Below are 22057 nucleotides of genomic sequence, written 5' to 3'. Positions count from 1 at the left end.
TAATGTCCAATATATGTTTGAATAACAACTTATACTTTTAAAATATAAATCATTGGGGAGCTATGGAACTTCGGCATTTGCGTTATTTCATTGCAGTTGCAGAGGAACTGAATTTCACTCGCGCAGCCGAAAAACTGCATATTGCCCAACCTCCGCTGAGCCAACAAATCCAGCATTTAGAGGCAGAGTTGGGGTTTCAACTGTTTCGCCGCACCAAGCGGACGGTGCATTTAACGGCAGCGGGACAGGTTTTTTTCGAGGAGGCCGGGAAAATTCTGCAGCAAGTCGATCGAGCAATTCAACTCGGTAGACAAACCAGTCGGGGCGAACTCGGCCAACTGACGATCGGCTTTGTGAGCTCTGCAGCACACAACGTGGTTCCAGCCATTTTGCAGGCCTTTCGCACTCGGTGTCCCGCCGTTAAGCTCGAACTGCACGAACTGACGACCAACGAACAGTTGCAGCGGCTGCGGTTCGGGCAAATTGATATCGGCTTCGTGCGCCCTCCGGTTGAGGAAGACGGGATAAATTCTGAAATCGTTTTTCGAGAACCGCTGATAGTGGCACTGCCAGAAACGCATCCGGCGGCCGATCGCACGCATCTTGAATTACGTGAACTTTCCACGGAACCGTTCATTTTGTTTCCGCGTTCCCAGGCTCCGGGACTCTACGATGCGATCGTCAGTCTTTGTCAGCAAGCAGGTTTTAGCCCTCGCGAGGCTCAAGAAGCCATTCAAATGCAAACCATTGTGAGTCTGGTAGCCGCCGAAATGGGCGTGGCGATCGTCCCGGCGTCGATGCAAAATTTCCAGCGCAGCGGGGTTGTTTACAAAGCGTTACCAGAATCAACCTGCATTGTGGCGATCGCTCTAATTTGGCGCAGCGATCCAACGGCGGCGGTGCAGCGGTTTTTGGAAGTCGCCAGACACATTAGCGGATTTGAGATTTGAGATTTGAGATTGTCAATTTTAGATTGACTGGTAATTTGACAAAGTTATTAAAACTCAAAGATTTTCTGTGCAACAACACCCGTAGAATGATTAATTGATGCTCGGAGTTCGAGCAACTGCTGCCGTAAAAGTCGGTACTATGCGACCCGAACGGCTCACAATATCCCACATAACTATTCAGTACAAGAGAGCAAGGGATGGTATTGGCAACAGAAATGGGTTCGTCCCAACCGGAATCCTCTTTCGATTTATCTACTTATCTAGTCAAGCGAAAAGAGGCGATCGAGGTAGCTCTCGACAGTGCACTGCCGGTCATCTACCCAGAGAAAATCTACGAAGCAATGCGCTACTCGCTGCTAGCGGGGGGCAAGCGCCTGCGTCCGATCCTGTGTCTGGCTAGCTGCGAACTGGCCGGCGGCACTACATCTATGGCAATTCCGACAGCTTGCGCTTTGGAAATGATCCACACGATGTCGCTGATTCACGACGATTTGCCGGCAATGGACAATGACGACTACCGGCGCGGCAAACTGACGAACCACAAAGTCTACGGCGAAGATATCGCCATTTTGGCTGGCGATGGTTTGTTGACCTATGCTTTTGAATTTATCGCGACTAAAACTGAGAACGTACCCCCCCAGCAGGTGTTGCGGACGATCGCCCATTTGGCGCGGGCATCGGGCGCTGCTGGATTGGTAGGCGGTCAGGTGGTTGATTTGGAATCGGAAGGAAAGACAGATGTTTCTCTGGAAACTTTGAATTACATTCACGCTCACAAAACAGGGGCGCTGTTAGAGGCCTGCGTAGTTTGTGGGGCAATTCTGGCTGGGGCGTCGGCTGCCGATTTGCAGCGGCTGTCTCGTTTTGCTCAAAATATTGGGCTGGCTTTCCAGATCATTGACGACATTCTGGATATCACTGCTACCCAAGAACAACTGGGCAAAACTGCTGGCAAAGATGTTCAAGCAGGAAAAGTCACTTATCCGAGTTTGTGGGGAATTGAGGAGTCGCGGCGCCAAGCTTCGCAGCTTGTGGCTGATGCTAAGGCTCAATTGGCAGTGTTTGGGAGCAAAGCTCTACCGCTGCTGGCGATCGCCGATTATATTACCAGCCGCAGTAACTAGAAATACTAAACACTATGCAGGAAATTTGCAGCGGCATTTTAAACAATCATGTACTTGTGGTTGCTTTGCTCGCTTGTCTGGCGGCTCAGATCATGAAGCTGCCGATCGAGTTGGTCAAAAACCGCAAGTTTAATCTTCGGTATTTGGTAACAACGGGGGGAATGCCCAGCGCTCACTCGTCTTTTGTGGGCGCTTTGGCTGCTGGAGTGGGACAAACGATGGGATGGGAAAGTCCGGATTTTGCGATCGCTGCGATCTTTGCAATTATTGTGATGTACGACGCAGCAGGCGTCCGCCAAGCAGCAGGCAAGCAAGCTCGCATCCTCAACCAAATTATTGACGAGTTTTTTGAGGAAGATCACAACCTTAATGAAGCTCGCCTGAAAGAGTTGCTGGGACACACTCCTTTTCAAGTGCTTGTCGGTTTGGGGCTGGGAATCACTATTGCTTGGATCGCAGGGCCTGCATATTAAGTTTTAAGTACGGAGTAAATTTGGGGCTGTGGTGTTTTTTGACGAGTAGGAGGTAAAAGTTGGCGGCGGGGATTAATTGTTCGGCAACTCATCCCTCTCTAGCTCAGAAAACCACCCGAACTTTTTGGAAGTTTATGGCAATGCCTATTCCCTAATTAAGCACTTCAAAAAGTTCAAAAAGTTTTTTAACTTCCCACTCCTTGGAATTGTTTTGCTATGCTCCAAAGACTATATGTACACAACTTCAGATGCCTAGAAAACTTTGAACTGCCCATAAAGGGGATGCCATCTGCTCTCTTGATTGGAAAAAATGGTGCAGGTAAATCAACTACTGCCTCTGCATTAGAAGTCCTTCAGAAGATTTGTCGAGGCATCAATAGAATGCGCGACCTTGAAAAACTTAACCTTATTAGCTCGAAAGATTTCGCTCGTGGAAGGTCTGATGTTCCCATCCGGTTTGAAATAGAAGTATTACTCGAAGATAAATTATACAAATATGTCCTTGCCTTAGATTTACCAGAAAAATTTAGAGAGCTTCGAGTTTTTGAAGAGCAACTGCTAGTTGCAGGAGATCCAATTTACTCTCGAAAAGAAGCCCAAGTCACTCTTCACACCAGCTCCCCCAATCGTGAAGCTCAGTTTCGGGTAGATTGGCATCTTGTTGCCCTGCCAGTAATTCAGGAGCAATCTGAGACTGATCCGCTTCATATTTTCAAGACTTGGCTGGCTCGCACGATCATTTTAGCCCCGATTCCCACCTTAATGACGGGAGACTCAAACGGTGAAACTTTGGAGCCAAAGCGAGATGGTTCAAACTTTGGGGAGTGGGTTTCGGGCTTACTGAGTCGCTATCCTGCGGCCTACACACAGGTTGATAAATATCTCCGAGAAGTGATGCCTGACATTCAGGATTTTCTGAATGAACTAATCGGCAAAGACTCGAAAAGTATGATTGTTCGGTTTGAAGCAAATAATGCGAATCTGAGTATTGAATTTAATGACTTATCTGACGGGGAGAAATGCTTTTTTCTTTGCGCTGTTGTCTTGGCTGCCAACAAATTTTATGGCCCACTTTTTTGCTTCTGGGACGAGCCAGATAACTATCTATCCTTATCGGAGGTGGGATATTTTGTCATGTCTCTGCGACGCTCATTTAAAAATAGCGGTCAAATCTTAGTGACATCGCATAATCCTGAAGCAATCCGCAAGTTTTCAAATGAAAATACCTTTGTATTAGATCGCAAAAGCCACTTAGAGCCAACTTTAGTCAGACCGCTGAGTGAGATATCTGTTAAAGGCGACCTGATAAATGCCTTGATTGGTGGCGACATAGAGCTATGAGTAATAAGTATCAACCGCACATTCATGTGTTGGCCGAAGATGATGCTAATCGCCAGATTGTCAACGGATTTCTTCTGGCGCCAAACCTTAATAACCGTGCTGTTAAAGTCCTGCCACTTCGTGGTGGTTGGATAAAAACTGTGGAGGAATTCACGAAGGAGTATGCGTCTGAAATGCGACAATTACCACAAAGAATGATGGTTTTGCTCATTGATTTCGATGATGATGAAAATCGGTTGAGTTATGTAGAAAGTCATATTCCAGATGATATAAAAGCAAGAGTATTCGTGCTGGGAGTGCTATCTGAACCAGAGAATCTAAGGACAGACATCAAAAAGACTTTTGAGGAGATTGGAGAAGGTCTTGCAAAAGATTGTTCTGACAACACAAATGAGTTATGGGGACATAATCTTCTCAAACACAACAAAGGAGAATTAGATCGTATGGCTTCATCTGTAAAACCATTTCTATTTAAATAAAGAGACCCAAAACTCGCGCACGCTACTTGAATGTCAGGTGCGCGACGGCCAATAATTTAGCGGAGTGTGGCTCGCTCAAAAGTCGCGCACCCTAATGACTACTGACCGAATTCTGCTTGCAAAATATCGTCATTATCATCGGCGATCGTGGCGACAATAGTAATAACCCGAGAAATTTCCCCGGCCGAGATTTCCGCCATCGTCCGAGTCGATACTACGGCAACTTGATTATCAACAATGGCAAAATGAGATTCTAAAGTAGACAGCCAATTCATTTCTAGAATTTTCCGCATTAATTGAGCTTCATTCTTCGCTGGCAACTGCAGTACAAAAGCCCAAACAGCCAAAGTATCATCTTCGGTTTCGCCCGTAAGTTGCACGAACACTTCGACACTGCCGTACTTGAACTTCCAAAGATGTCCGCCAGCTTCACTTTGACCAACCATCACTTTTTGGTCTACAGCCATGCTGGCGATGACAGTTTCAATTTCTTCTGCATAGGTGACGGCTGTGGCTTTTTCGACCTGCTCGGAGGCGATCGCACTTTCACTTGAGAGGCTTTCTGCGGAAGCTGTTTGTATGTTCGGCTCGCTGGTAGTCATCAGAAATATGGGTTTGAAACCCCGTCCTTTTAGGACGGCTTTACATTGAGTTAAAACATGCAGCGGGATGGAGGGGTATGGTTGCCCCTCCGATGAGGTATGGTTGCCTCAATCTCCTTTCGGAGTAAAGTTAGCTTCGCCAATGTTTTGAGAGCTTGTTAGGCTGAAAGCACTGTAAAGCGTGACCTTAGAACTGTTTAACCTTCAGCGACAGAGCAAGGAACTAGCTACGCATTCTCCCGGTGTCGTGACTCAAAAAACGTAGTCAGTTAAGACTTAGGCTGGTCAGAACGGCTTGTTAGATTTCTCCTTCAAGCCTCATGCCGTCAGGGCTGAGGTTCCTGACGATTATATTTAGATGGAAAACTATTCCAATAATCAGTTTACTGGCTAAAGCTTAAAATTATGACTTTAAATAACTGGTTCCGAGGCTATGCCTCGGAACCAGTATATCTCGCTTGTTTGCGGAGGCAGACGCAAGTTTGACTGGCAAAGCGGTTTCAACCAGGTGCGCGATCGAATTTAAGCCTTGGGCTTAGTCGCCGCCGGCTTCTTCTCAATGGTATTCAAGCCGTTGAGGAACATCGGCACAAATTTCTCCACAAATGCCTGCGGGTCGCGGTTCCAGGCGCGCTGAGCTACATCGACTCTGGTCATTTGCAGGTCGGGGGCGAGCAGGGTTCTGGGTAAACGTTCCATCAGGTATTGCGGGCGTTCCCACATCGGCATGGTGTTGGCAATGTCCACGAGGCGGGTGACGCGGCGCAGTTCTGCCCCCAGCATGATATCCATTCCCGATTCAAATGCTGCTTGTTCGATCGCCACATACTTGCGCTTTGCCTGTTCCACCTTCTGGCGGTGTTCCGGGCTTTTGTCGGCAATTTGGGCCAGCCAGCGGTTGCCCCAGCGGACGTGACCAGCTTCTTCGGGAAAAATCTTTTCGATGGTTTCGCGGATTTTGACGTTTTCGTCGGTTTGGGGAGCCTGTTTGAGGGCGTGGATGTGCGCTGAGAAATATTCGCATCCCCGCTTCTCGGTGACGTTAATCGCGGCGAGGGAAGAAATTACAAAGTCTTCGCGGTCTTTGGTGGGGTCTTTTTGCTCGCTGTCGAGCAACCTTTCAAATTCGTCAATATAGGAGACTCCCGGCGGCGTTCCCACATTTTGGCCGATGTCTACCAGCAAGTCGGTGAGCCACATGGCGTGCCGCGCTTCGTCGGAAATGTGCCGGGAGAGGTCGCGCACGAGTTCGGCGGGTTCCCCGTCTAGCCGTTCGATCAAGTCGGTGAGGTCTTTGCAACTGCGCTGTTCGCTGTAGCGATAGCGGTTGAGGGTGATCAGGTGAATTTCGCGATCGCGCACTACATTAGCTAAAATTTCGCGCGCTCCCATAGCGTTCCGCAGCTTGCGGGGATAGGCAACAGTCATGCTTTTATGTTGTTTTGTAAAGATACCTATATAAGTGTAACGCAGTTTTTCGGCTTCCTAATTCACTCGCAAGGCAGAAAGTTATTGTTTAGCACGGAGATTGAATTTTATACAGACAAGTTTTTTACTAGCTCAACCAATGACAATAGTTTTGAGTTGCGAGTCATACCATTTGAGATTTTAGATTGTAGATTTTAGATTAAAAATGACTGATGACTATCAGGGTTTGGAGCTTTTCTATAGTTTGATTATTTTTTTAAACTGCTATCACGCAAGGGGGAGCATCTCATAATTGTAAAAACACTTCTTCTGGCTCCTTCCTTCTTCCTCTTTCCTCCTGCCTCCTGCCTCAAAACTCCTGCCTCAAAACTCCAATTTCTAGGTTGGCTGCTTTCATTGAGATGCTATCACGCAAGGGTTACGCGGATCGCAGAAAGCAACCTCATACACTCAAAACTTTTCAGGTTCCGTCGAGTCTTGGGCCTCAACACTAGCAGACTCTTGTTGAAATTTTCGCGCCTCTTCTACTTCTAATCTAGCCAGAGTTGTCGCCACATCGGCTAACTGTAAAGCCAGATTCATCCGACAAATGGGGTTTTTTTCCCTCCAGAGGTCTTTTGCCAAGAAATGTACTCGATAGCGAAACATTTTAATTGAATTTGGCGGAGTAACTTTCACAGTCATAGTCTTTCTTCTGTTGAAGTTTGAATGCCCAGCAGCACCCGTTCTAGTTCCAAGTAAACAAATGTCAGCATGATTACTTTATCTTCATCGGTGATTGTAACACTACAGGTTGCCGATCGAGGTTCAACGCCTTCGTGCCTGACAACTACAGTATATTTTCCCTGCGTCAGGTTATCAAAATTCACATCTGCCTCAAACAGGTCAACTGTCTCCTCGGCGAGCACTCGTCCTTCTTGAGTTAGTAAAGTGACAAAGGCAATGCCCTCAACTGAAGTCATGGCGACGTTACTCTGATTGCGGATCATCACAAAAATATCGGACATTGTTTAGTCATTGTTAATTGCTAATTGCTAATTTAGAATGAGTGCAGAATCTTACAAACAAAGGAGCATAAATATAATGAATCATTTCAAGTTTTTGCTAATTTTGATGGCTTTTGCAGCGGTTCTAGGTTTGGAAAAAAGTGTGGCGCTAGCTGGTGTCTTGAATATCTCTGAGAGAGAGTCTTGTGTACAGATTCATAGTCTGCAAGCAGAAAAGAGCGATCGCAATTTAAGCAACTCGAAAGGTACATTAAAAGAAGGCAGTGCCATTTCTGTCGATCCAGATGATGTGGTTGGCATACCAAAAGCTGAGGCGCGGCAGCGTTTCATTCTGAATAAGATATATCGGGTTCAGGAAGGCACTACCGCTGACGATTTGTTTATTGTTGATGAGAAAGCAAATAAATGGGCTGTAGAGGATGTCTCTGAGGCTACAATGGGCCCTACTACTAACAGCGTTGCCCAGATAGTGTCGGGTAACGGGAGAGTCTGGGCGTTAATCCAGAAGTTCTAAACTCGAAAAAAACGCCGCTTTTAAGGGCGGCGTTCTTATTAATTAAAAATTCTCGGTTAAAAATGGTATAATTACCAGTTTTAACTTTTAATTTTTAATTTTTAATTTTCTAACAGTCGTAGTAGAGAGCAAACTCGTAGGGGTGAGGACGCAGCCGCATTGGGTTGACTTCATTATCGAGTTTGTAGGAAATCCAGGTTTGGATGAAGTCTTCGGTAAATACGCCGGTTTCAGTTAAGAAACTGTGGTCTTTTTCTAAAGCTTCTAAAGCGCCTTCCAAGGAACCGGGAGTAGAAGGAATTTTGCTCAATTCTTCAGGGGAAAGGTCGTAGATATCCACGTCCAAAGGTTCGCCCGGATCGATTTGATTCTTGATGCCGTCTATGCCAGCGCACAGCATGGCTGCAAATGCTAAATAGGGGTTGGATGTGGCATCGGGACAGCGGAATTCTAACCGCTTGGCTTTGGGGTTGGTTCCCGACAACGGAATCCGCACTGATGCCGATCGATTCCCTTGAGAGTAAGCTAAGTTTACAGGGGCTTCAAAGCCCGGAACTAAACGCTTGTAAGAATTGGTCGTGGGGTTGGTGATTGCCAAAAGTGCCGGTGCGTGCTTGAGAATGCCGCCGATGTAATGCAGTCCCATTTGACTGAAACCAGCATATTGATCGCCTGCAAATAGAGGTTTGCCGTCTTTCCAAATCGACTGGTGAACGTGCATCCCGGAACCGTTGTCGTTAAACAGCGGTTTGGGCATGAAGGTGATGGTTTTGCCGTATTTTTTGCCGACGTTTTTGATGACGTATTTGTAAGTCAGCAAGTAGTCGGCTGCTTGTACTAAAGTGGCAAAGCGGAAACCGAGTTCGCATTGACCGCCGGTGGCGACTTCGTGGTGGTGCTTTTCAATGGGTACGCCGCATTTGGCCATTGTCAGCAGCATTTCCGTTCTCATGTCTTGAGAGGTATCGGTTGGTGCTACTGGGAAATAACCTTCTTTGTAACGCGGTTTATAGCCGAGGTTGCCGCCTGCTTCTTCTTTGCCTGAATTCCAACGACCTTCGATCGAATCTACGTAATAGTAGCCGGAATTTTGGGTTTGGTCGAAGCGAACGTCGTCAAAAATAAAGAATTCTGCTTCCGGGCCAAAGAATGCTGTATCGCCGAGACCGGTCGAAAGCAAGTAGTCTATGGCTTTTTGGGCAATGGTGCGGGGACAGCGACTGTACGGTTCGCCGGTGCGGGGTTCTTTGATGCTGCAAATGAAGCTGATGGTCGGTTCTGCCATGAACGGGTCCATCCAAGCGGTGGTCGGATCGATGACCATCGTCATGTCTGATTCGTTGATGGCTTTCCAGCCCCTTATGCTGGAACCGTCGAAGGGTACGCCGTCGGTGAATGCGGTTTCGTCGATTTGGTCGTGGTACAGGGAAAGGTGCTGCCAGATCCCCGGCATATCGATGAATTTGAGGTCAACGATCTGGATTTTATTTTCTTGTATGTAGTTTAAGGCTTCTTGGGGTGTCTGGAACATGACTTACTCCTGATATTGGTTGTGTCTTGGCGATCTGCCGATTTCAGACTGTTTGGGCGATCGTAGGCCTTCAGTAGCCACTATTTTGTATCTATGGCTACAAAATTTAGAAATAGGGGCCCAGTGCGGCCCGGCAGTTTGAGATGCTTGCCCTGTGGATTATTTTTCGGCTGAACATACAAGGCAAACGGCTGAATTTTACGACTGTTTGCCGGGGATAGACTACCCTTGGTGAAAATCCTATCTCAAATCTTAATCAAACGCCGATTTGTAGTAGTCTACAATAGGCGGTCTGTCTCAGATAGCAAAGTATTGATAAAGATTTTTGGGAGAGAAACTTATGCGCGATGCAGTGACGAGCCTGATTGAAAATTATGATGTTGCTGGTAGGTATTTAGACCGAGATGGTATCGATCGGTTGAAATCTTATTTTGCAACGGGCACGGCACGGGTACAGGCGGCGGCTGCGATTAACAGCAATGCTGCGGCAATTGTCAAGCAAGCTGGTATCCAGCTATTTGCTGAACAGCCGGAACTGATCCGTCCCGGGGGAAATGCCTACACGACTCGTCGCTACGCGGCTTGTCTGCGGGATATGGACTACTACTTGCGCTATGCTACTTACGCCCTGGTGGCTGGAAGTACGGACGTGCTCGACGAGCGCGTGCTGCAAGGTTTGCGAGAAACTTACAATTCTCTAAGCGTTCCCATTGGCCCGACGGTGATGGGGATTAGCATTATGAAGGAGATGGTTAAGGCTCAGGTGGAAGCGGCTGGCTTGTCTGTGGGGCCTTTTTTGGATCAGCCTTTTGATTACATGATTCGCGAATTGAGCGAACAAGATATTTAAGTCAATTTGCTAGTTATTTTAGTAGCAAATTGCGCTTGTTGCTTGCACTTAGCAGCAGTTGGATCGATCGCTTTTTTTGGCCTCACAGCCTCCAAGCGATCTTTTTTTATGGGTTAGACAATTTTAGATTAAAGATTTCAGATTAAAAATTATATAGCCTTTCTCAGAAAGATGAGGTACTCATGGGCATAGGGCATAGGGCATAGGGCATAGGGCATAGGGCATAGGGCATAGGGCATACCTCACCACGCTTGAGAACCGCTATAGATTAAAAATTAGAGATTAAAGATTTGAATAATTGGGAATGGCTGATGAATTAAGGGTTTGGAGCTTCCCTATAATTGCATTCTTGTTTGAAACTGGTGTTAAAAATCGCCAACACATCCCCAGACGAGGCATTTGTCTAGGGGATTTTTGGTTTGGCGCCGATCGATTTGTGCGGTGGTTGTTGCTTCTACTTCGCCATTGGGGTAAAGAATGTGGATGATGTCACCGCTAACGAAGGCGAGGGGATTTTCTTGACAATTGCCAGAATTTCTGATAGGAAAGTTAATTGTTTTCATTGTCGATCGCCCTGATGGTATTTGTAGCGCTGTTAGCTGCATATAAATCATCCGCTAGTCGCAAAAATTATTGTGTGATTCTACGGATGTTTATTTGTGATAAAACTACACAATCAGAGCGTTCTCAGTCACATCATGTGAGGTGGGGCGATCGCCCCGCAACGATCAAAAAACCAAAATAATTGCCAAAAATTAGCAGTCGGGCTTGTGCGTAATATCAAATCCACTCTTCATCGGAATAGTAAATCCGAGTTCACTGTTCACTGTTCACTGTTAACTGTTCACGGCGTCAACAGTCAACAGTCAACAGTCAACCGTCAACATCATGTATGAGTGTAACCGGAAATGATATAAGTGCTAATCTGGTACTGTTCTTAACCCTATCCGTACAGATTAAAAACCTTGGCTAAACAGCGACTAGACACTTTATTGGTCAGCCTAGATTTGTGCAGTTCCAGACAGCAAGCTCAGGCCTTGATTCGGACTGGGAAAGTCTCCATCAACCAACAGATAGTTGACAAACCTGGCACTGAGGTCGATATTTCAGCAAAGATTCAGATCAAAGAGCGATCGCGCTATGTTTCTAGAGGTGGCGACAAATTAGCCAAAGCTTTAGAAGTTTTTGCGATTCCCGTTGCAGGCAGAATTTGTCTCGACGGCGGCATTTCCACAGGCGGTTTTACCGACTGTTTGCTGCAAGCCGGCGCAGCCTTAGTCTACGGTGTAGATGTTGGCTACGGTCAAGCAGATTGGGGCTTGCGTAACGATCCGAGGGTAATTTTGAAAGAACGCACCAATTTGCGGTACATGACTGCTGCTGAGCTTTACGGCAATTCACCCCCCCCAGCCCCCCCTTGTCAAGGGGGGGAGCAAAATTCACCCCCCCCAGCCCCCCCTTGTCAAGGAGGGGAGCAAGATTCTTTGCCCAGAGGGGTTTATGCAGATTTGGCGGTAGTAGATGTGTCGTTTATTTCGCTGGATAAGATTTTACCCGCGCTGTGGGAATTGTTGGTACCACCGCGAGAAGCAGTGTTGCTGGTAAAACCGCAGTTTGAGGTAGGGCGCGAGAGAGTCGGGAAAAAAGGGGTAGTGCGAGACTCAGCAACTCAAGCTGATGCGATTTTTCAGGTGTGGAAGGCAGCCACAGCTTTAGGATGGCAGCAACGTGGTTTAACGTGGTCGCCTTTACTTGGCCCGGCGGGTAATATCGAGTATCTTTTATGGTTGGGGATCGATCGCGAACAAGAACCAGACCATAGGGCGATCCTCTTCGAGGGCTGCGCTAACGAAGAGGATGTTGTGAAGGAACGGATCGCACAAGTCACCAAAGCGGCGGCGCGGGAACTTGTCGATCGATTGTAGATTTTAGATTTTAGATTGATTTCAAGATGTCAAGCTAATCTATTTTAAAAGTCAAATTAGGAACTCCAGATTGCTCTAAAATTTCAAGTTTTTTTGTCAATCGGACTCCTCAACTTTCACAAGAGTGAATAATTCCATGCAATCATTCAAACAAGCCAGTTCGATTTTACTGTACGTTCTAGGTGGCATCGGATATGTAGCAATTGTAGCTACTATTGTAGGCGTTTCAATTCTAATCAAGTGGGCAGCTCTGCTACTGGCAGACAAATTATTATATACTATTCTGATTATCGGGGATTTGTTGAGGGGAATAGAAATTATTGAACTGTTAAATATATTGGTATTTGCATTTATCGGTATGGGAGTGGGTGTGGCGACAAGGCTTCTACACCCTAAATACGGCCGCCAAATTAGTGCGGCTTTATTGATAGTTATAGTTCCCTTAGTTTTTATGATTACGCCAGCTATCAGATATAATTCTTGGCTGGAAAAAGTAGAGGAATCGGATAAATTATCGCCGCCGCAAACTGCAACATTAACTAATTCATTTTTGAATAGAAAAGTAGGATTGCCGGGTTTTATCGGTTATTACGTATATACTGGTCAGTTTCCCGTTATTCCGACTAAACAATCGGAGATGAAAGACCTTGACAGCTTTGAAAAAAAAGTTAATTCCAGATTTGTACAGCTAACAGGTATGGCTCCGACTATTGTTACTTGGTCAATGCGGGTTTGTTTTTGGCTGATTAGAATATTTTACTTTTCTATAGCGGTAATTGCGACCATCGCTCATTTTAGAGAAGGTGTTAGAATCGCGAGACGGTAATACGATTTTAGATTTTAGATTTTGGATTTTCGATTTTAGAATTGGGAATTACTGATGAGTATGGTGGTTGGGAGTTTACCTACAGTTGCATACTTTTTTGACCATTGTGTAAGAAGAAAAGCATTAGGGTGACTCAGATGCTAGCTCTTCGATTATTAAGAAATAACCATCTGCTGACGTACCCTACTCAACTACTAGGGCAATTTTTGATTGCCAATTTTAAACTCTTGCTGCAGGCGATCGATAATTGTATTACGCTCGATGGTGGCGAGAATTTCTTGAATTACCGTATCTTGTCCCAGGGGGCCCCAGGTGCAGCCTTTTTCTAAGTAAACTTGGGCGGCGCGACCGACAGCGTAGGTGCCGTAAGCTGCTAAACTAGCTTGAGTGACAGCAACTCCGGCAAAAGTAGAAAAGCCGATGTGCGGGGCCGCAGCGGCCGCAGTTTTGCCAAATCCCAACAGAAAACTGCTACCCAATTCTCCCAAAAGTACGCCGCCAGCGCTGGAGAAAATAGTCTGCCAAAGTTTCCCGGCTTCGTAACCAGTCATAGGTAAGCCGTAAAGTCTCGATAAAGAGCGAATTAACGCTAAATCTGCGACACTTGCTCCCATTACATCCAAGAAGGCCACGGGATTTAAACCCACAGCCAAAGCTTTATATTTTGCAAATTGCCAGATTAAATCTTCGGCTTCTGTTTGTCGCAATTTGAGAACGTGACGGGCAATGTTTGCTTCGGCATCTCTAGCTTCAACTAAAGCATTTAGAGCGAGGAGCGATCGACCTTCTCTGTTAAGAATTGTCAAAATTTTATGTTTTAGTTCGTCTATCTGCGCGGGCGGCGACTCCCATTCGTGACTGACTCTTCCGTCTGGCCATTCCACCCGCACTTGCACCGGCGCTGGTTCGGCGGCTACCATGACTATTTCTAAAGATTTGGAAGTTTTAGGCGGTGATTTTACAGTAGATTTATGGGAGGAGTTGTTTGGGCGATCGGACAAATTTTCGCTATCTGTTTCCTCTATTACCGCAGCGGCTGCTAACTCTTCAGAATTTCCCAGCGCTTGCAAACTTTGGTAAATAGCTTTTCTGTCTAATTCTGGATACAGGTCAATTTTATTAAAAACTAAAATCACCGGTTTTTGAGCTGTTTGCAATTCGCACAGCGCTTGATATTCAGTCCGGGTGATATCGCCTGCAACGACAAACAGAATTAAGTCAGCTTGGCGAGTTACTTGTTTCGCCATTTCGCCGCGCACTTCGCCGCCAACTTCATCAAGTCCCGGAGTATCGATTAATTCTACTTGCACCCCTCCTTTCCCCCCTTTGCCAAGGGGAGGTTCCATAAGCCCCCCCTTGCCAAGGGGGGGTTGGGGGGATTCCTCGTTGTCAAGGAAGGATAAAGGCACACTCCAACGCACGGAACGCGGCCACTGAGTCACGCCGTTTAGAGGGCCTGTTTGCAAAATTTTATGACCTAAAAGCGCGTTTAATACGGCTGACTTGCCACGGCTGACTAAGCCGAAAGTAGCAATGCGGATTATGTTGTGGTCTAGTTTTTCTGAGGTGGAAGTTAAGATATCTAACTGATATTGCAGCGCCGCTTCTAATTCTGTATTATTCGAGTTTTTTTTCCCTTGGCGCAGGTGGGAATAGCGCGCCAGGGCTTCGCGCAAACTGGCGCGGGCAAGAGATAAGCGATTTTCTTGAAGGGAATTGTCAGCCATTGGCGATCGGCTTGTTTAAGCAGGTATAATTGATCGTCGAATTATAAATCCTATTTCTTATTTTAATACAATTTTTCATAAATTTATAATTTTTTATTGGTAAAATTTCCAAAAAATATTGAACGGGCAAGATGCCCGTTCCACAATAACAAAAAATTTTTTGTGGAACAGGCATCTTGCTTGTTCTTCCACAATAACAAAAAAAATTTGTGGAACAGGCATCTTGCCTGTTCTTCCACAATAACAAAAAAATTTGTGGAACAGGCATCTTGCCTGTTCTTCCACAATAACAAAAAAATTTTTGTGGAACAGGCATCTTGCCTGTTCTTCCACAATAACAAAAAATTTTTGTGGAACAGGCATCTTGCCTGTTCTTCCACAATAACGGGCAAGATGCCCGTTCCACAATAACAAAAAAATTTTTGTGGAACAGGCATCTTGCCTGTTCTTCCACAACAAAAAAACTGTCTTGTGGAACAGGCCGGAAAGCCTGTTCCTTGATTTTACTTAATTGACCGCCGACTTAACGGTTTCGGGCCCAGATACCTGAGAGGAAAGGCGACTCGCCACTTGGTTGATGAAAGATTGCAAGAAAGAAACTTGCTGATTTTGGGTAAATACGGCTTGCAAAGTTTTAGTCAACTGGTCGATATTTAAAATGCCTATTGCAGCATTTTCCCCTTCTCGACTTTGGAAATATTCAATTAAACTTAGTCCAGCTATTCTGGTAAAATAGGCTGCACTAATTCCCTGCACCGCGCCTCCTGCTACATAGGTGACGGCATTGCTTTTCAGCAGTCCAGTAATAGTTTGAGTAGACAGTTCTACTAATCCCAATTTAAACATTTGACTTGCCAAAGTTGCCGCTACTGTCTTAGCTTGCTCTAAGGAAAACTTTTGCTGGTAGATAGCGCCGAGGTCGATTACGAGTTGGGTACTGATGGCGGTTGTTGCTAGCAAGTCTAAAGCGGGAACCGGGTTAGTAAAGACGGCGGCGGCGGCGATGTACTGATATTGTTCGATAATCGGAATTGCCCGATCGCGCCTGACTGCATTTAATAAGGTTTTCGCCTCTAGCTTGATACTTGCAGCCTCGCGCACTGCACTCGCCCAGACCAACTGTTGCCGTTCTTCAGTTAAGATTTTAGTCAATCTTTCCGTCAGCCCGTCGAGTTGAGAGACTTGATTTTCGATGCGTTCTTGAACTGTGCCGTCCGCTTGGTGCTGCCGCACTTTAATAGAATTGGGAGAAGCTGCGATCGCAATTATATCTTCTGTCCCCAACATTCCTTGCATTTTCTGCTGCAAAGAGTGCAATACCTGCGACTGCTGTTCTGGCAAATATTGGTCTTGTTTGTTCCAGACTAGCAGCACGCGCTGACCTGCAGACGCTAGCTGAGATAATGTTTTAAATTCGGAATCTGTGATGTCGCCCGCTGTCACAAACAGCACTAAATCACCGCCGATTTTGGCATCGGCATTTGTATTAGCAAACAGCGCTGCTGTTTCTTGTAAACTAAGCTTTTGCGGGTGTTGAGAAGCCCAATTAGAATTTAAAACTTGAATTAAGGCAGTTTTGCCGACAGCTTTGCCGCCAGTTACGGTAATCCGTAAATCTTGTCTATCTAATTCGCTTCTGAGCCGATCGAGCTTTGCTGTTAGATTAGCAGGATCGGCGGAGTTTTGAGCTTCTGAGGCTAGCAATTTAATTGCCGCTTCGGAAGCCGCGATCGCTTTTTCGGCTGCTTCCCTGTTGGCCAAGGGTTGCGGGAGTGCGAGTTCCAGTTTGGGGGATTGTTGTTTCCACCACCAATACCCCGCACCGGCAGCCGCCAAGCCGATGAGTGCCGTTTCGCCCATTTCTGAACCCGAATGCTGTAGAGTTTCCAGCAGCCACAGCGCTGCTGAAAGTCCTATTCCGCCTATCAAAATCGGTCGCCGCAAGTTAAGTGTCATTTTTCCCTTCCTGTGGGTATTGTCGCCAAGCTTAACCTTACCGGGCTTGGCCTCCCTCCCTCTATTCCATCGTACCTCTGCGGCATCCAAACTGGCAGGCGGGCGATCCGACTTTTTGCGATCGGGATTTCCGGCCCCGGCGACAATCAACTTTTTGTACTTCTACAAAGGCGGAATGAATGGCTGAAGCCCTCACTACAAACCCAGAGATTTTTACAGGATGTTGCCAACAGAATAGTTGATTTTGGCTTTATGTTGGTAATGCTTGAAACTGCGCTTTAAAAATATCAATTATTTGTTTAGGAATTGCTCGCGGGCGCATGGTGGTCACTTCAACCCAAACCCAAAGCGCCTCTGCTTTTAACAATATTTCGTCACTTCCAGCCAAGCGAATTTCGTAGCGGCGGACAGCGCGCGGGCCTCGCATTTGTTCGATCCAAGTGGATATCTCCAATCGATCGCCCGAGGCTGCAGATCGCAAATAGTCAATCTCTATCCGTCGCATTACAAAGACACCGCCCAATTCCCGGTAGCGATCGAGAGTAAATCCCAAATGTTCTAAATGTTCGATCGCAGCGTGTTCTAAATAATGCTGGTAAACAGCATTATTTACGTGACCGAGAGCATCCATTTCATAATGTCGCACTCTAATTTCTGTAGTAAATGGTGTCAATTTCTCACCTTTCCACTTGTTGCGGTATTTTGTAGTTCCGAGTGCGATCGCACTCTGGGTCGATACTCGCTCGGAACTGATTGCAAGTTACACTAAAGAGTTGAAACGTCACTGCTTCCAGGTTAATATTAGTCCTGGAAGCACAGACGGTCAATCGATTTTAGATTTTAGATTTTAGATTTTCGAGGCGACCCCACGGATAAAAGCGGGGGCTGGAGGATTTTCGATTTTCGATTTTGGATTGATTCCACGGATAAATCACGTGGCGGATACCACATGAAGAAATTCTTGGTCATCACCTTGGTTTTTTTACGACAATACACTGGCTTAAAACCCTCAGTCTCGGTAGAAAAACCCGGTTTCTTGGTTCTGAGTGCGTCCCGGACTAAATCTTTGAGAAATCGGACGGGTAATTGTTTAGTCTCCCAGACAAATTCCCAAACCGCGAGCCGTTTTAACTAGAGTACCATCGAAGTCTACAGGTCTGTATTTGGCGATCGCATCTTCCAGAGGAACGCTCACAACTTCCCGTTTTTGCCAAGATACCATGCAGTCGTATTTCTCTTCGGCAATTAAATCAACTGCTGCGACGCCAAAAGCAGAAGCAACTAATCTTTCTAGCGATGAAGGAGTTCCTCCGCGTTGAATATGTCCCAAAACAGTGACGCGAGTTTCTGCACCGCTGCACTCAGAAATTGTATCAGCTAAATACTGACCAATTCCGCCTAATCGACTTTGACTTAAGCGATTTGTGTGCATTATTAACTCGCCTTCTTCAGTGCGAACGGCCTCCGCTACTATAATTAAACAGTAGTTTTTTCCCCGCTCTTGGCGTTCTTGGATTTGGGCACAGATTTTGGAAATTGTGTAAGGGATTTCTGGAATCAGAATTATATCAGCTCCCCCAGCAATTCCGGCACTAATCGCAATATGTCCCGCGTCGCGTCCCATGACTTCAACAATCATGACGCGACTGTGACTTGCCGCAGTAAAATGCAAGCGATCCAGTGCTTCAGTCGCAATATTGACCGCAGTATCAAAACCGATGGAACGCTCGGTAATTCCGACATCATTATCTATAGTTTTAGGAATAGCCACTAAATTCAAATTGCCGTGTTGAGCAATCTTCCTCAGAATGGCGAGACTGCCGTCGCCACCAATGCCAATTAAGGCATCCAGGCCTAGTTGATGATAGCCTTCGATGATGTCGTCAGAACGATCGCGTAGAGTCCCATCCGGCATGGGGAAAGCAAAAGGATCGCCCTTATTTGTCGTGCCTAGCATCGTACCGCCAATGGTGAGCCACGAGTCTACTTTCTCAATATCCAACGGAATTGCTTGAGGGGGACGACTCATCAATCCGTTGGTAGCTTGACGAATCCCCATCACTTTCCAATTGTAAGTTCCCGTTGCGCGGTAGACAACGGCTCTAATAACTGCGTTTAAGCCTGCACAGTCACCCCCGCTAGTGAGGATACCGATACATTTTTGTTCTCCCATAATTAATGTCCGACTTTTGTTACTCTGAATATGAGTTGATATTTTTAGATGTCGATCGTCCAATCCTGATTTTAGACGTAAATAGGTAGGCAAAAATAAACTTTACTCTGTAACAGAATGTAAAGCTATCATAACTTTTGTGATTGCTTTCATAAGATATCGCTCCTTTGGGGAGCGTTTCACTCGTTTTTGACTACTTAATGTATTTTCAAGCTTCATCGACCTAATTGAGTGCGTCATCTCTGACCAGGAATTTCAAAGGTGGTACCCGCCACGTGATTTATCCGTGGAATCAATCCAAAATCTAAAATGGAAAATCCTCCAGCCCCCGCATTTATCCGTGGGGTCGCCTCTAAAATCTAAAATCGAAAATCTAAAATCGATTGACGCACCCTACAAGTTCGATCGCCCACTTGCGTAGCATCGCTAATCACCGTCTCCAACAAAACATCAATTTTACTTGGGATTGAGGCGTTTAGAAACTTGGTTAATTATACCGCTGAGAATAGCACCGCCCATAAGAATTCCCAGGGCGGGATTAAATACGGGCTGCCAGAGACTGTACCACAAATCAAAACCGAGATTCACCCCGGTCGATCGACCCGCTACTGCGATCGCAAACCACGCAAAACTGGCAAAGACGAAAAATACATCAGCTACTAAAAGCAAGTTAAGCAAGTTAAGAAATTTATCTTTCATAGTGGAGCGTTCCTTTTGAGTGCATATCTGTCAACTTTTGGCAAGCGGTTGGTAATGGAGCGGATTGATAGCTGCAACTGGCGATCGAATAAAGATAAAATATCATTCAATTGTTTTCGCGCACAGGCTGTCAAAATATGGTTCGCTATACACTTCCTCAAAGCCCCGAAATTATTTTAACTGTCAAAGGGAAAGATTCAGCCAAAGCCCGTGAAGAAGCGATGGATCGGCTGATGGATCTCATGGATGAGGGAAAGCTGCCTACGGAACTCGTGGAGGGATTTGGGCCCAAGCAGTTTGTTGAAGTTAAGGATATCGAAGATGCTGCGTCTGACGGCGAGGACGCGATTACTGAAGCCGTGCAGATTTTGAGCAATTTGGCAAGTCTCAAATTGAAAGTGATGGAATCCCGCGAAGAAGCACTCAAAATCCGGGCGGCGATCGACATTTTGTTTACAGATGAGGCTGTGACGGCAGAGGAAATTGGTCGTTTGAAAGATGGTTTCAAGGTTCTCAAAAACTTTGCTCAAGCTAATGTCCGCTATCGAGAAGCTAGAAGTAAAGCCGAAGAAGCGCGGGCAATTCTCGACGAAGCTTTGCAATCTGTCGAACCGGAAAACAAGGCGCAGAAATCCGCGAAATAGTAGCAGGTTGCATTGACACTCCCATCTTGCACAATTCTCAAGAACAGGCAAGATGCCTGTTCCACAAGAAAATTTACTATATATTGTGGAACAGGCATCTTGCCTGTTCCTAAAAAGCTTATTGACAATGGTGCAACATCTGAGTTAAAACTGAGATATTGCACCATTCTCAATTAGCCGTAGGGGCGGGTTCGCCAACAGCCTTAAAGCTTGCAAATAGGTTCTATAAACCCGCCCGACCCCACGAAAAATCCTCTTATTGATATTGCTGCAAGATGTCAGTTAAAACTGAGATATTGCACCATTCTCAATTAGCCGTAGGGGCGGGTTCGCCAACAGCCTTAAAGCTTGCAAATAGGTTCTATAAACCCGCCCGACCCCACGAAAAATCCTCTTATTGATATTGCTGCAAGATGTCAGTTAAAACCTATTTCTGTCATTGCCATCCGCAACGAAGCAATAAGCAATCGCCGAGGTTTGCAATTGCTTCGTTTCATTATTCGGACATACAATAACTCTGCTGCAAGACATAATATTAACTTTATCCACATTGAAATCAGGAGAAAAATTGTGAGCCAACAAACAGGAATTCTCAGAAACTCGATGTCAGGCAGCTTGCTGCTGGCTAAAAAGTTAGGTTTTCAACCAAGAACTGTGATTGATGTCGGTGCCGCCTTGGGAACTTTTAACCTTTACGAAACTTTCCCCAATTCGCGACATTTGCTAATTGAACCCATCGCCGAAAATGAACCTTACCTCGCCAAAATTTGCCGCAAGCTCAAAAGTGCAGAATACATTATTGCAGCAGCGACCAAAGAATCGGGAGTTTTCACCCTCAACGTCAGTCCCGGTATGGTGCATTCTTCACTTTCTAAAAATCGAGTTACTGACAACAGCAATCCTTACGTGAGAAACATACCAGCAATTACCCTGGATGGAATATGCAGGGAAAGAAATTTGCCCGGCCCGTATTTAATTAAAGTTGATGTAGACGGACAGGAAGTAGATGTTTTAGCGGGAGCAACTGAGATTTTGCAGCAGACTGAATATGTAATTGTAGAAGTTGCTTTGTTCGGTCAGATGTATGATGTAATCAGTTTTATGAAGTCCCAAGGCTTCGCAGCTTACGATATTGTTGATTTGTCATATCGCCCGATTGATTCAGCTTTGTGGCAAGTTGACATGGCTTTTGTTAAGGAATCCGGTCACTTCCGAAAAGAGAGGGGTTACGCGACAGGAGAACAGGATATCGAAGCACTTAACTCGCATCTCAAAGCTTATCGGGAAAGTTTCATCCAACACATTGAGACTCATTACAGCGACCCAATAGAGCCGGAACCACAGGTAAGTCAAGCTGTTGTGGGCGAAGATTATGTCATCATTTAACTCAAGTTCCTTCCATCTGATATCAACTCCGGGTCGCACTTCGCACGCTTCTTTAATTTATCCTCAACATTTAAAAAACTGGTTTTCTAAATGCTGCTATTGTCGTCTATAAGCTTGCAATCTGCTGTAAATTGGCTTTCATTGGATATCAGAAAGTGGGAATGCCCTAATGCGGCATGGCTGTTTCATTTTCTTGTAGGGGCAAACCCCCCGTGGTTGCCCCGATGCCTGAAATGCCCATGACATCATCTGTGGGTGAGGGCGGGCACTCTTGGCACCGCCCCTACAAAAGCCTGATTTTCCGTAGGGGCAATCCGACCCCTACTCCCCGTGGTTGCCCCGAAACTACAAAAGCCTGATTTTCCGTAGGGGCAATCCGACCCCTACTCCCCGTGGTTGCCCCGAAACTACAAAAGCCTGAT

General features: G+C 46.0%; 24 protein-coding genes. 11 read left to right on the top strand and 13 right to left on the bottom strand.

The genetic code is table 11. From position 1 onward, the window contains the following. Positions 1–62 precede the first annotated feature (62 nt). The 5 genes from QUA16_RS15795 (at position 63) to QUA16_RS15775 (ending at position 4367) form a co-directional block, all read left to right on the top strand. Positions 63–950: a LysR family transcriptional regulator gene (locus tag QUA16_RS15795; protein ID WP_333104847.1), complete on the top strand. Its 888-nt coding sequence runs from the start codon at positions 63–65 to the stop codon at positions 948–950. Between the two features lie 197 nt (positions 951–1147). Continuing rightward, positions 1148–2074 carry a geranylgeranyl diphosphate synthase CrtE gene (gene crtE, locus QUA16_RS15790; RefSeq protein ID WP_333104845.1) on the top strand — a complete coding sequence of 309 codons (927 nt, stop codon included), beginning with the start codon at positions 1148–1150 and terminating at the stop codon, positions 2072–2074. A gap of 14 nt (positions 2075–2088) precedes the next feature. Continuing rightward, positions 2089–2547, top strand: a complete 459-nt coding sequence (locus QUA16_RS15785; RefSeq protein WP_242722198.1) for a divergent PAP2 family protein — start codon at positions 2089–2091, stop codon at positions 2545–2547. 216 nt (positions 2548–2763) lie between these two features. Further along, entirely contained in the window at positions 2764–3888 is a 1125-nt protein-coding gene (locus QUA16_RS15780) for an AAA family ATPase (protein WP_333104842.1), read from the top strand. Next, positions 3885–4367, top strand: coding sequence for a hypothetical protein (locus QUA16_RS15775; protein WP_333104840.1), 483 nt, complete (start codon positions 3885–3887; stop codon positions 4365–4367). Before QUA16_RS15780 ends, QUA16_RS15775 begins: the two co-directional genes overlap by 4 nt. Before the next feature lie 98 nt (positions 4368–4465). Here QUA16_RS15775 and QUA16_RS15770 read toward each other — a convergent pair whose 3' ends face one another. The 4 genes from QUA16_RS15770 to QUA16_RS15755 form a co-directional block, all read right to left on the bottom strand. Further along, the gene (locus QUA16_RS15770; protein WP_333104838.1) at positions 4466–4969 is read right to left on the bottom strand and encodes a YbjN domain-containing protein; all 504 of its coding nucleotides are present in this window, start codon (positions 4967–4969) and stop codon (positions 4466–4468) included. A gap of 522 nt (positions 4970–5491) precedes the next feature. Beyond that, positions 5492–6397, bottom strand: coding sequence for a ferritin-like domain-containing protein (locus tag QUA16_RS15765; RefSeq protein WP_333104837.1), 906 nt, complete (start codon positions 6395–6397; stop codon positions 5492–5494). 450 nt (positions 6398–6847) lie between these two features. After that, a complete protein-coding gene (locus QUA16_RS15760) occupies positions 6848–7081 on the bottom strand; it encodes a hypothetical protein (RefSeq protein ID WP_333104836.1) in 234 nt (77 codons plus the stop codon). Further along, the gene (locus QUA16_RS15755; RefSeq protein WP_333104835.1) at positions 7078–7404 is read right to left on the bottom strand and encodes a hypothetical protein; all 327 of its coding nucleotides are present in this window, start codon (positions 7402–7404) and stop codon (positions 7078–7080) included. The genes QUA16_RS15760 and QUA16_RS15755 overlap by 4 nt, the downstream gene beginning before the upstream one ends. Before the next feature lie 76 nt (positions 7405–7480). On the opposite strand from QUA16_RS15755, the gene QUA16_RS15750 reads away from it, so the two are divergent. After that, a complete protein-coding gene (locus QUA16_RS15750; RefSeq protein ID WP_333104834.1) occupies positions 7481–7918 on the top strand; it encodes a hypothetical protein in 438 nt (145 codons plus the stop codon). A gap of 109 nt (positions 7919–8027) precedes the next feature. On the opposite strand, the gene glnA is transcribed toward QUA16_RS15750, so the two are convergent. Then, positions 8028–9449, bottom strand: a complete 1422-nt coding sequence (gene glnA / locus QUA16_RS15745; RefSeq protein WP_333104833.1) for a type I glutamate--ammonia ligase — start codon at positions 9447–9449, stop codon at positions 8028–8030. 340 nt (positions 9450–9789) lie between these two features. Between glnA and apcB the strand changes: the two genes are divergently transcribed. Further along, positions 9790–10299, top strand: coding sequence for an allophycocyanin subunit beta (gene apcB / locus QUA16_RS15740; RefSeq protein ID WP_293258696.1), 510 nt, complete (start codon positions 9790–9792; stop codon positions 10297–10299). A 365-nt stretch (positions 10300–10664) separates the two neighbouring features. Here the strand turns inward: apcB and QUA16_RS15735 are convergent, their stop codons facing one another. Continuing rightward, entirely contained in the window at positions 10665–10904 is a 240-nt protein-coding gene (locus QUA16_RS15735) for a hypothetical protein (protein WP_333104831.1), read from the bottom strand. A 360-nt stretch (positions 10905–11264) separates the two neighbouring features. Between QUA16_RS15735 and QUA16_RS15730 the strand changes: the two genes are divergently transcribed. Both QUA16_RS15730 and QUA16_RS15725 read left to right on the top strand, forming a co-directional pair. Then, positions 11265–12224, top strand: a complete 960-nt coding sequence (locus QUA16_RS15730; RefSeq protein ID WP_333104830.1) for an SAM-dependent methyltransferase — start codon at positions 11265–11267, stop codon at positions 12222–12224. A gap of 136 nt (positions 12225–12360) precedes the next feature. After that, positions 12361–13050 carry a hypothetical protein gene (locus QUA16_RS15725; protein ID WP_333104828.1) on the top strand — a complete coding sequence of 230 codons (690 nt, stop codon included), beginning with the start codon at positions 12361–12363 and terminating at the stop codon, positions 13048–13050. A 194-nt stretch (positions 13051–13244) separates the two neighbouring features. On the opposite strand, the gene QUA16_RS15720 is transcribed toward QUA16_RS15725, so the two are convergent. The 7 genes from QUA16_RS15720 to QUA16_RS15690 all read right to left on the bottom strand — a co-directional run bounded on the left by QUA16_RS15720 (position 13245) and on the right by QUA16_RS15690 (position 19605). Next, a complete protein-coding gene (locus QUA16_RS15720; RefSeq protein ID WP_333104827.1) occupies positions 13245–14777 on the bottom strand; it encodes a DUF697 domain-containing protein in 1533 nt (510 codons plus the stop codon). A 93-nt stretch (positions 14778–14870) separates the two neighbouring features. Next, positions 14871–15191, bottom strand: a complete 321-nt coding sequence (locus QUA16_RS15715; protein WP_333104825.1) for a hypothetical protein — start codon at positions 15189–15191, stop codon at positions 14871–14873. Positions 15192–15284: 93 nt separating this feature from the next. After that, positions 15285–16733, bottom strand: a complete 1449-nt coding sequence (locus QUA16_RS15710; protein WP_333104881.1) for a slr1306 family protein — start codon at positions 16731–16733, stop codon at positions 15285–15287. A 250-nt stretch (positions 16734–16983) separates the two neighbouring features. After that, a complete protein-coding gene (locus QUA16_RS15705; RefSeq protein WP_333104824.1) occupies positions 16984–17406 on the bottom strand; it encodes a thioesterase family protein in 423 nt (140 codons plus the stop codon). Between the two features lie 4 nt (positions 17407–17410). Then, a complete protein-coding gene (locus QUA16_RS15700) occupies positions 17411–17560 on the bottom strand; it encodes a hypothetical protein (RefSeq protein WP_333181222.1) in 150 nt (49 codons plus the stop codon). Between the two features lie 263 nt (positions 17561–17823). After that, positions 17824–18906, bottom strand: coding sequence for an ATP-dependent 6-phosphofructokinase (locus QUA16_RS15695; protein WP_333104879.1), 1083 nt, complete (start codon positions 18904–18906; stop codon positions 17824–17826). A gap of 456 nt (positions 18907–19362) precedes the next feature. Next, entirely contained in the window at positions 19363–19605 is a 243-nt protein-coding gene (locus tag QUA16_RS15690; protein ID WP_333104823.1) for a hypothetical protein, read from the bottom strand. 137 nt (positions 19606–19742) lie between these two features. Here QUA16_RS15690 and QUA16_RS15685 point away from each other — a divergent pair, with 137 nt between their 5' ends. Both QUA16_RS15685 and QUA16_RS15680 read left to right on the top strand, forming a co-directional pair. Continuing rightward, the gene (locus QUA16_RS15685) at positions 19743–20249 is read left to right on the top strand and encodes a hypothetical protein (protein ID WP_333048859.1); all 507 of its coding nucleotides are present in this window, start codon (positions 19743–19745) and stop codon (positions 20247–20249) included. 570 nt (positions 20250–20819) lie between these two features. Beyond that, entirely contained in the window at positions 20820–21635 is an 816-nt protein-coding gene (locus QUA16_RS15680; protein ID WP_333181220.1) for an FkbM family methyltransferase, read from the top strand. Positions 21636–22057 lie beyond the last annotated feature (422 nt).

It is taken from the genome of Microcoleus sp. S13_C3 (assembly GCF_036700905.1).
Taxonomy (GTDB): Bacteria; Cyanobacteriota; Cyanobacteriia; order Cyanobacteriales; family Microcoleaceae; genus Microcoleus.
This window is presented reverse-complemented; position numbering and strand designations above follow the sequence as displayed.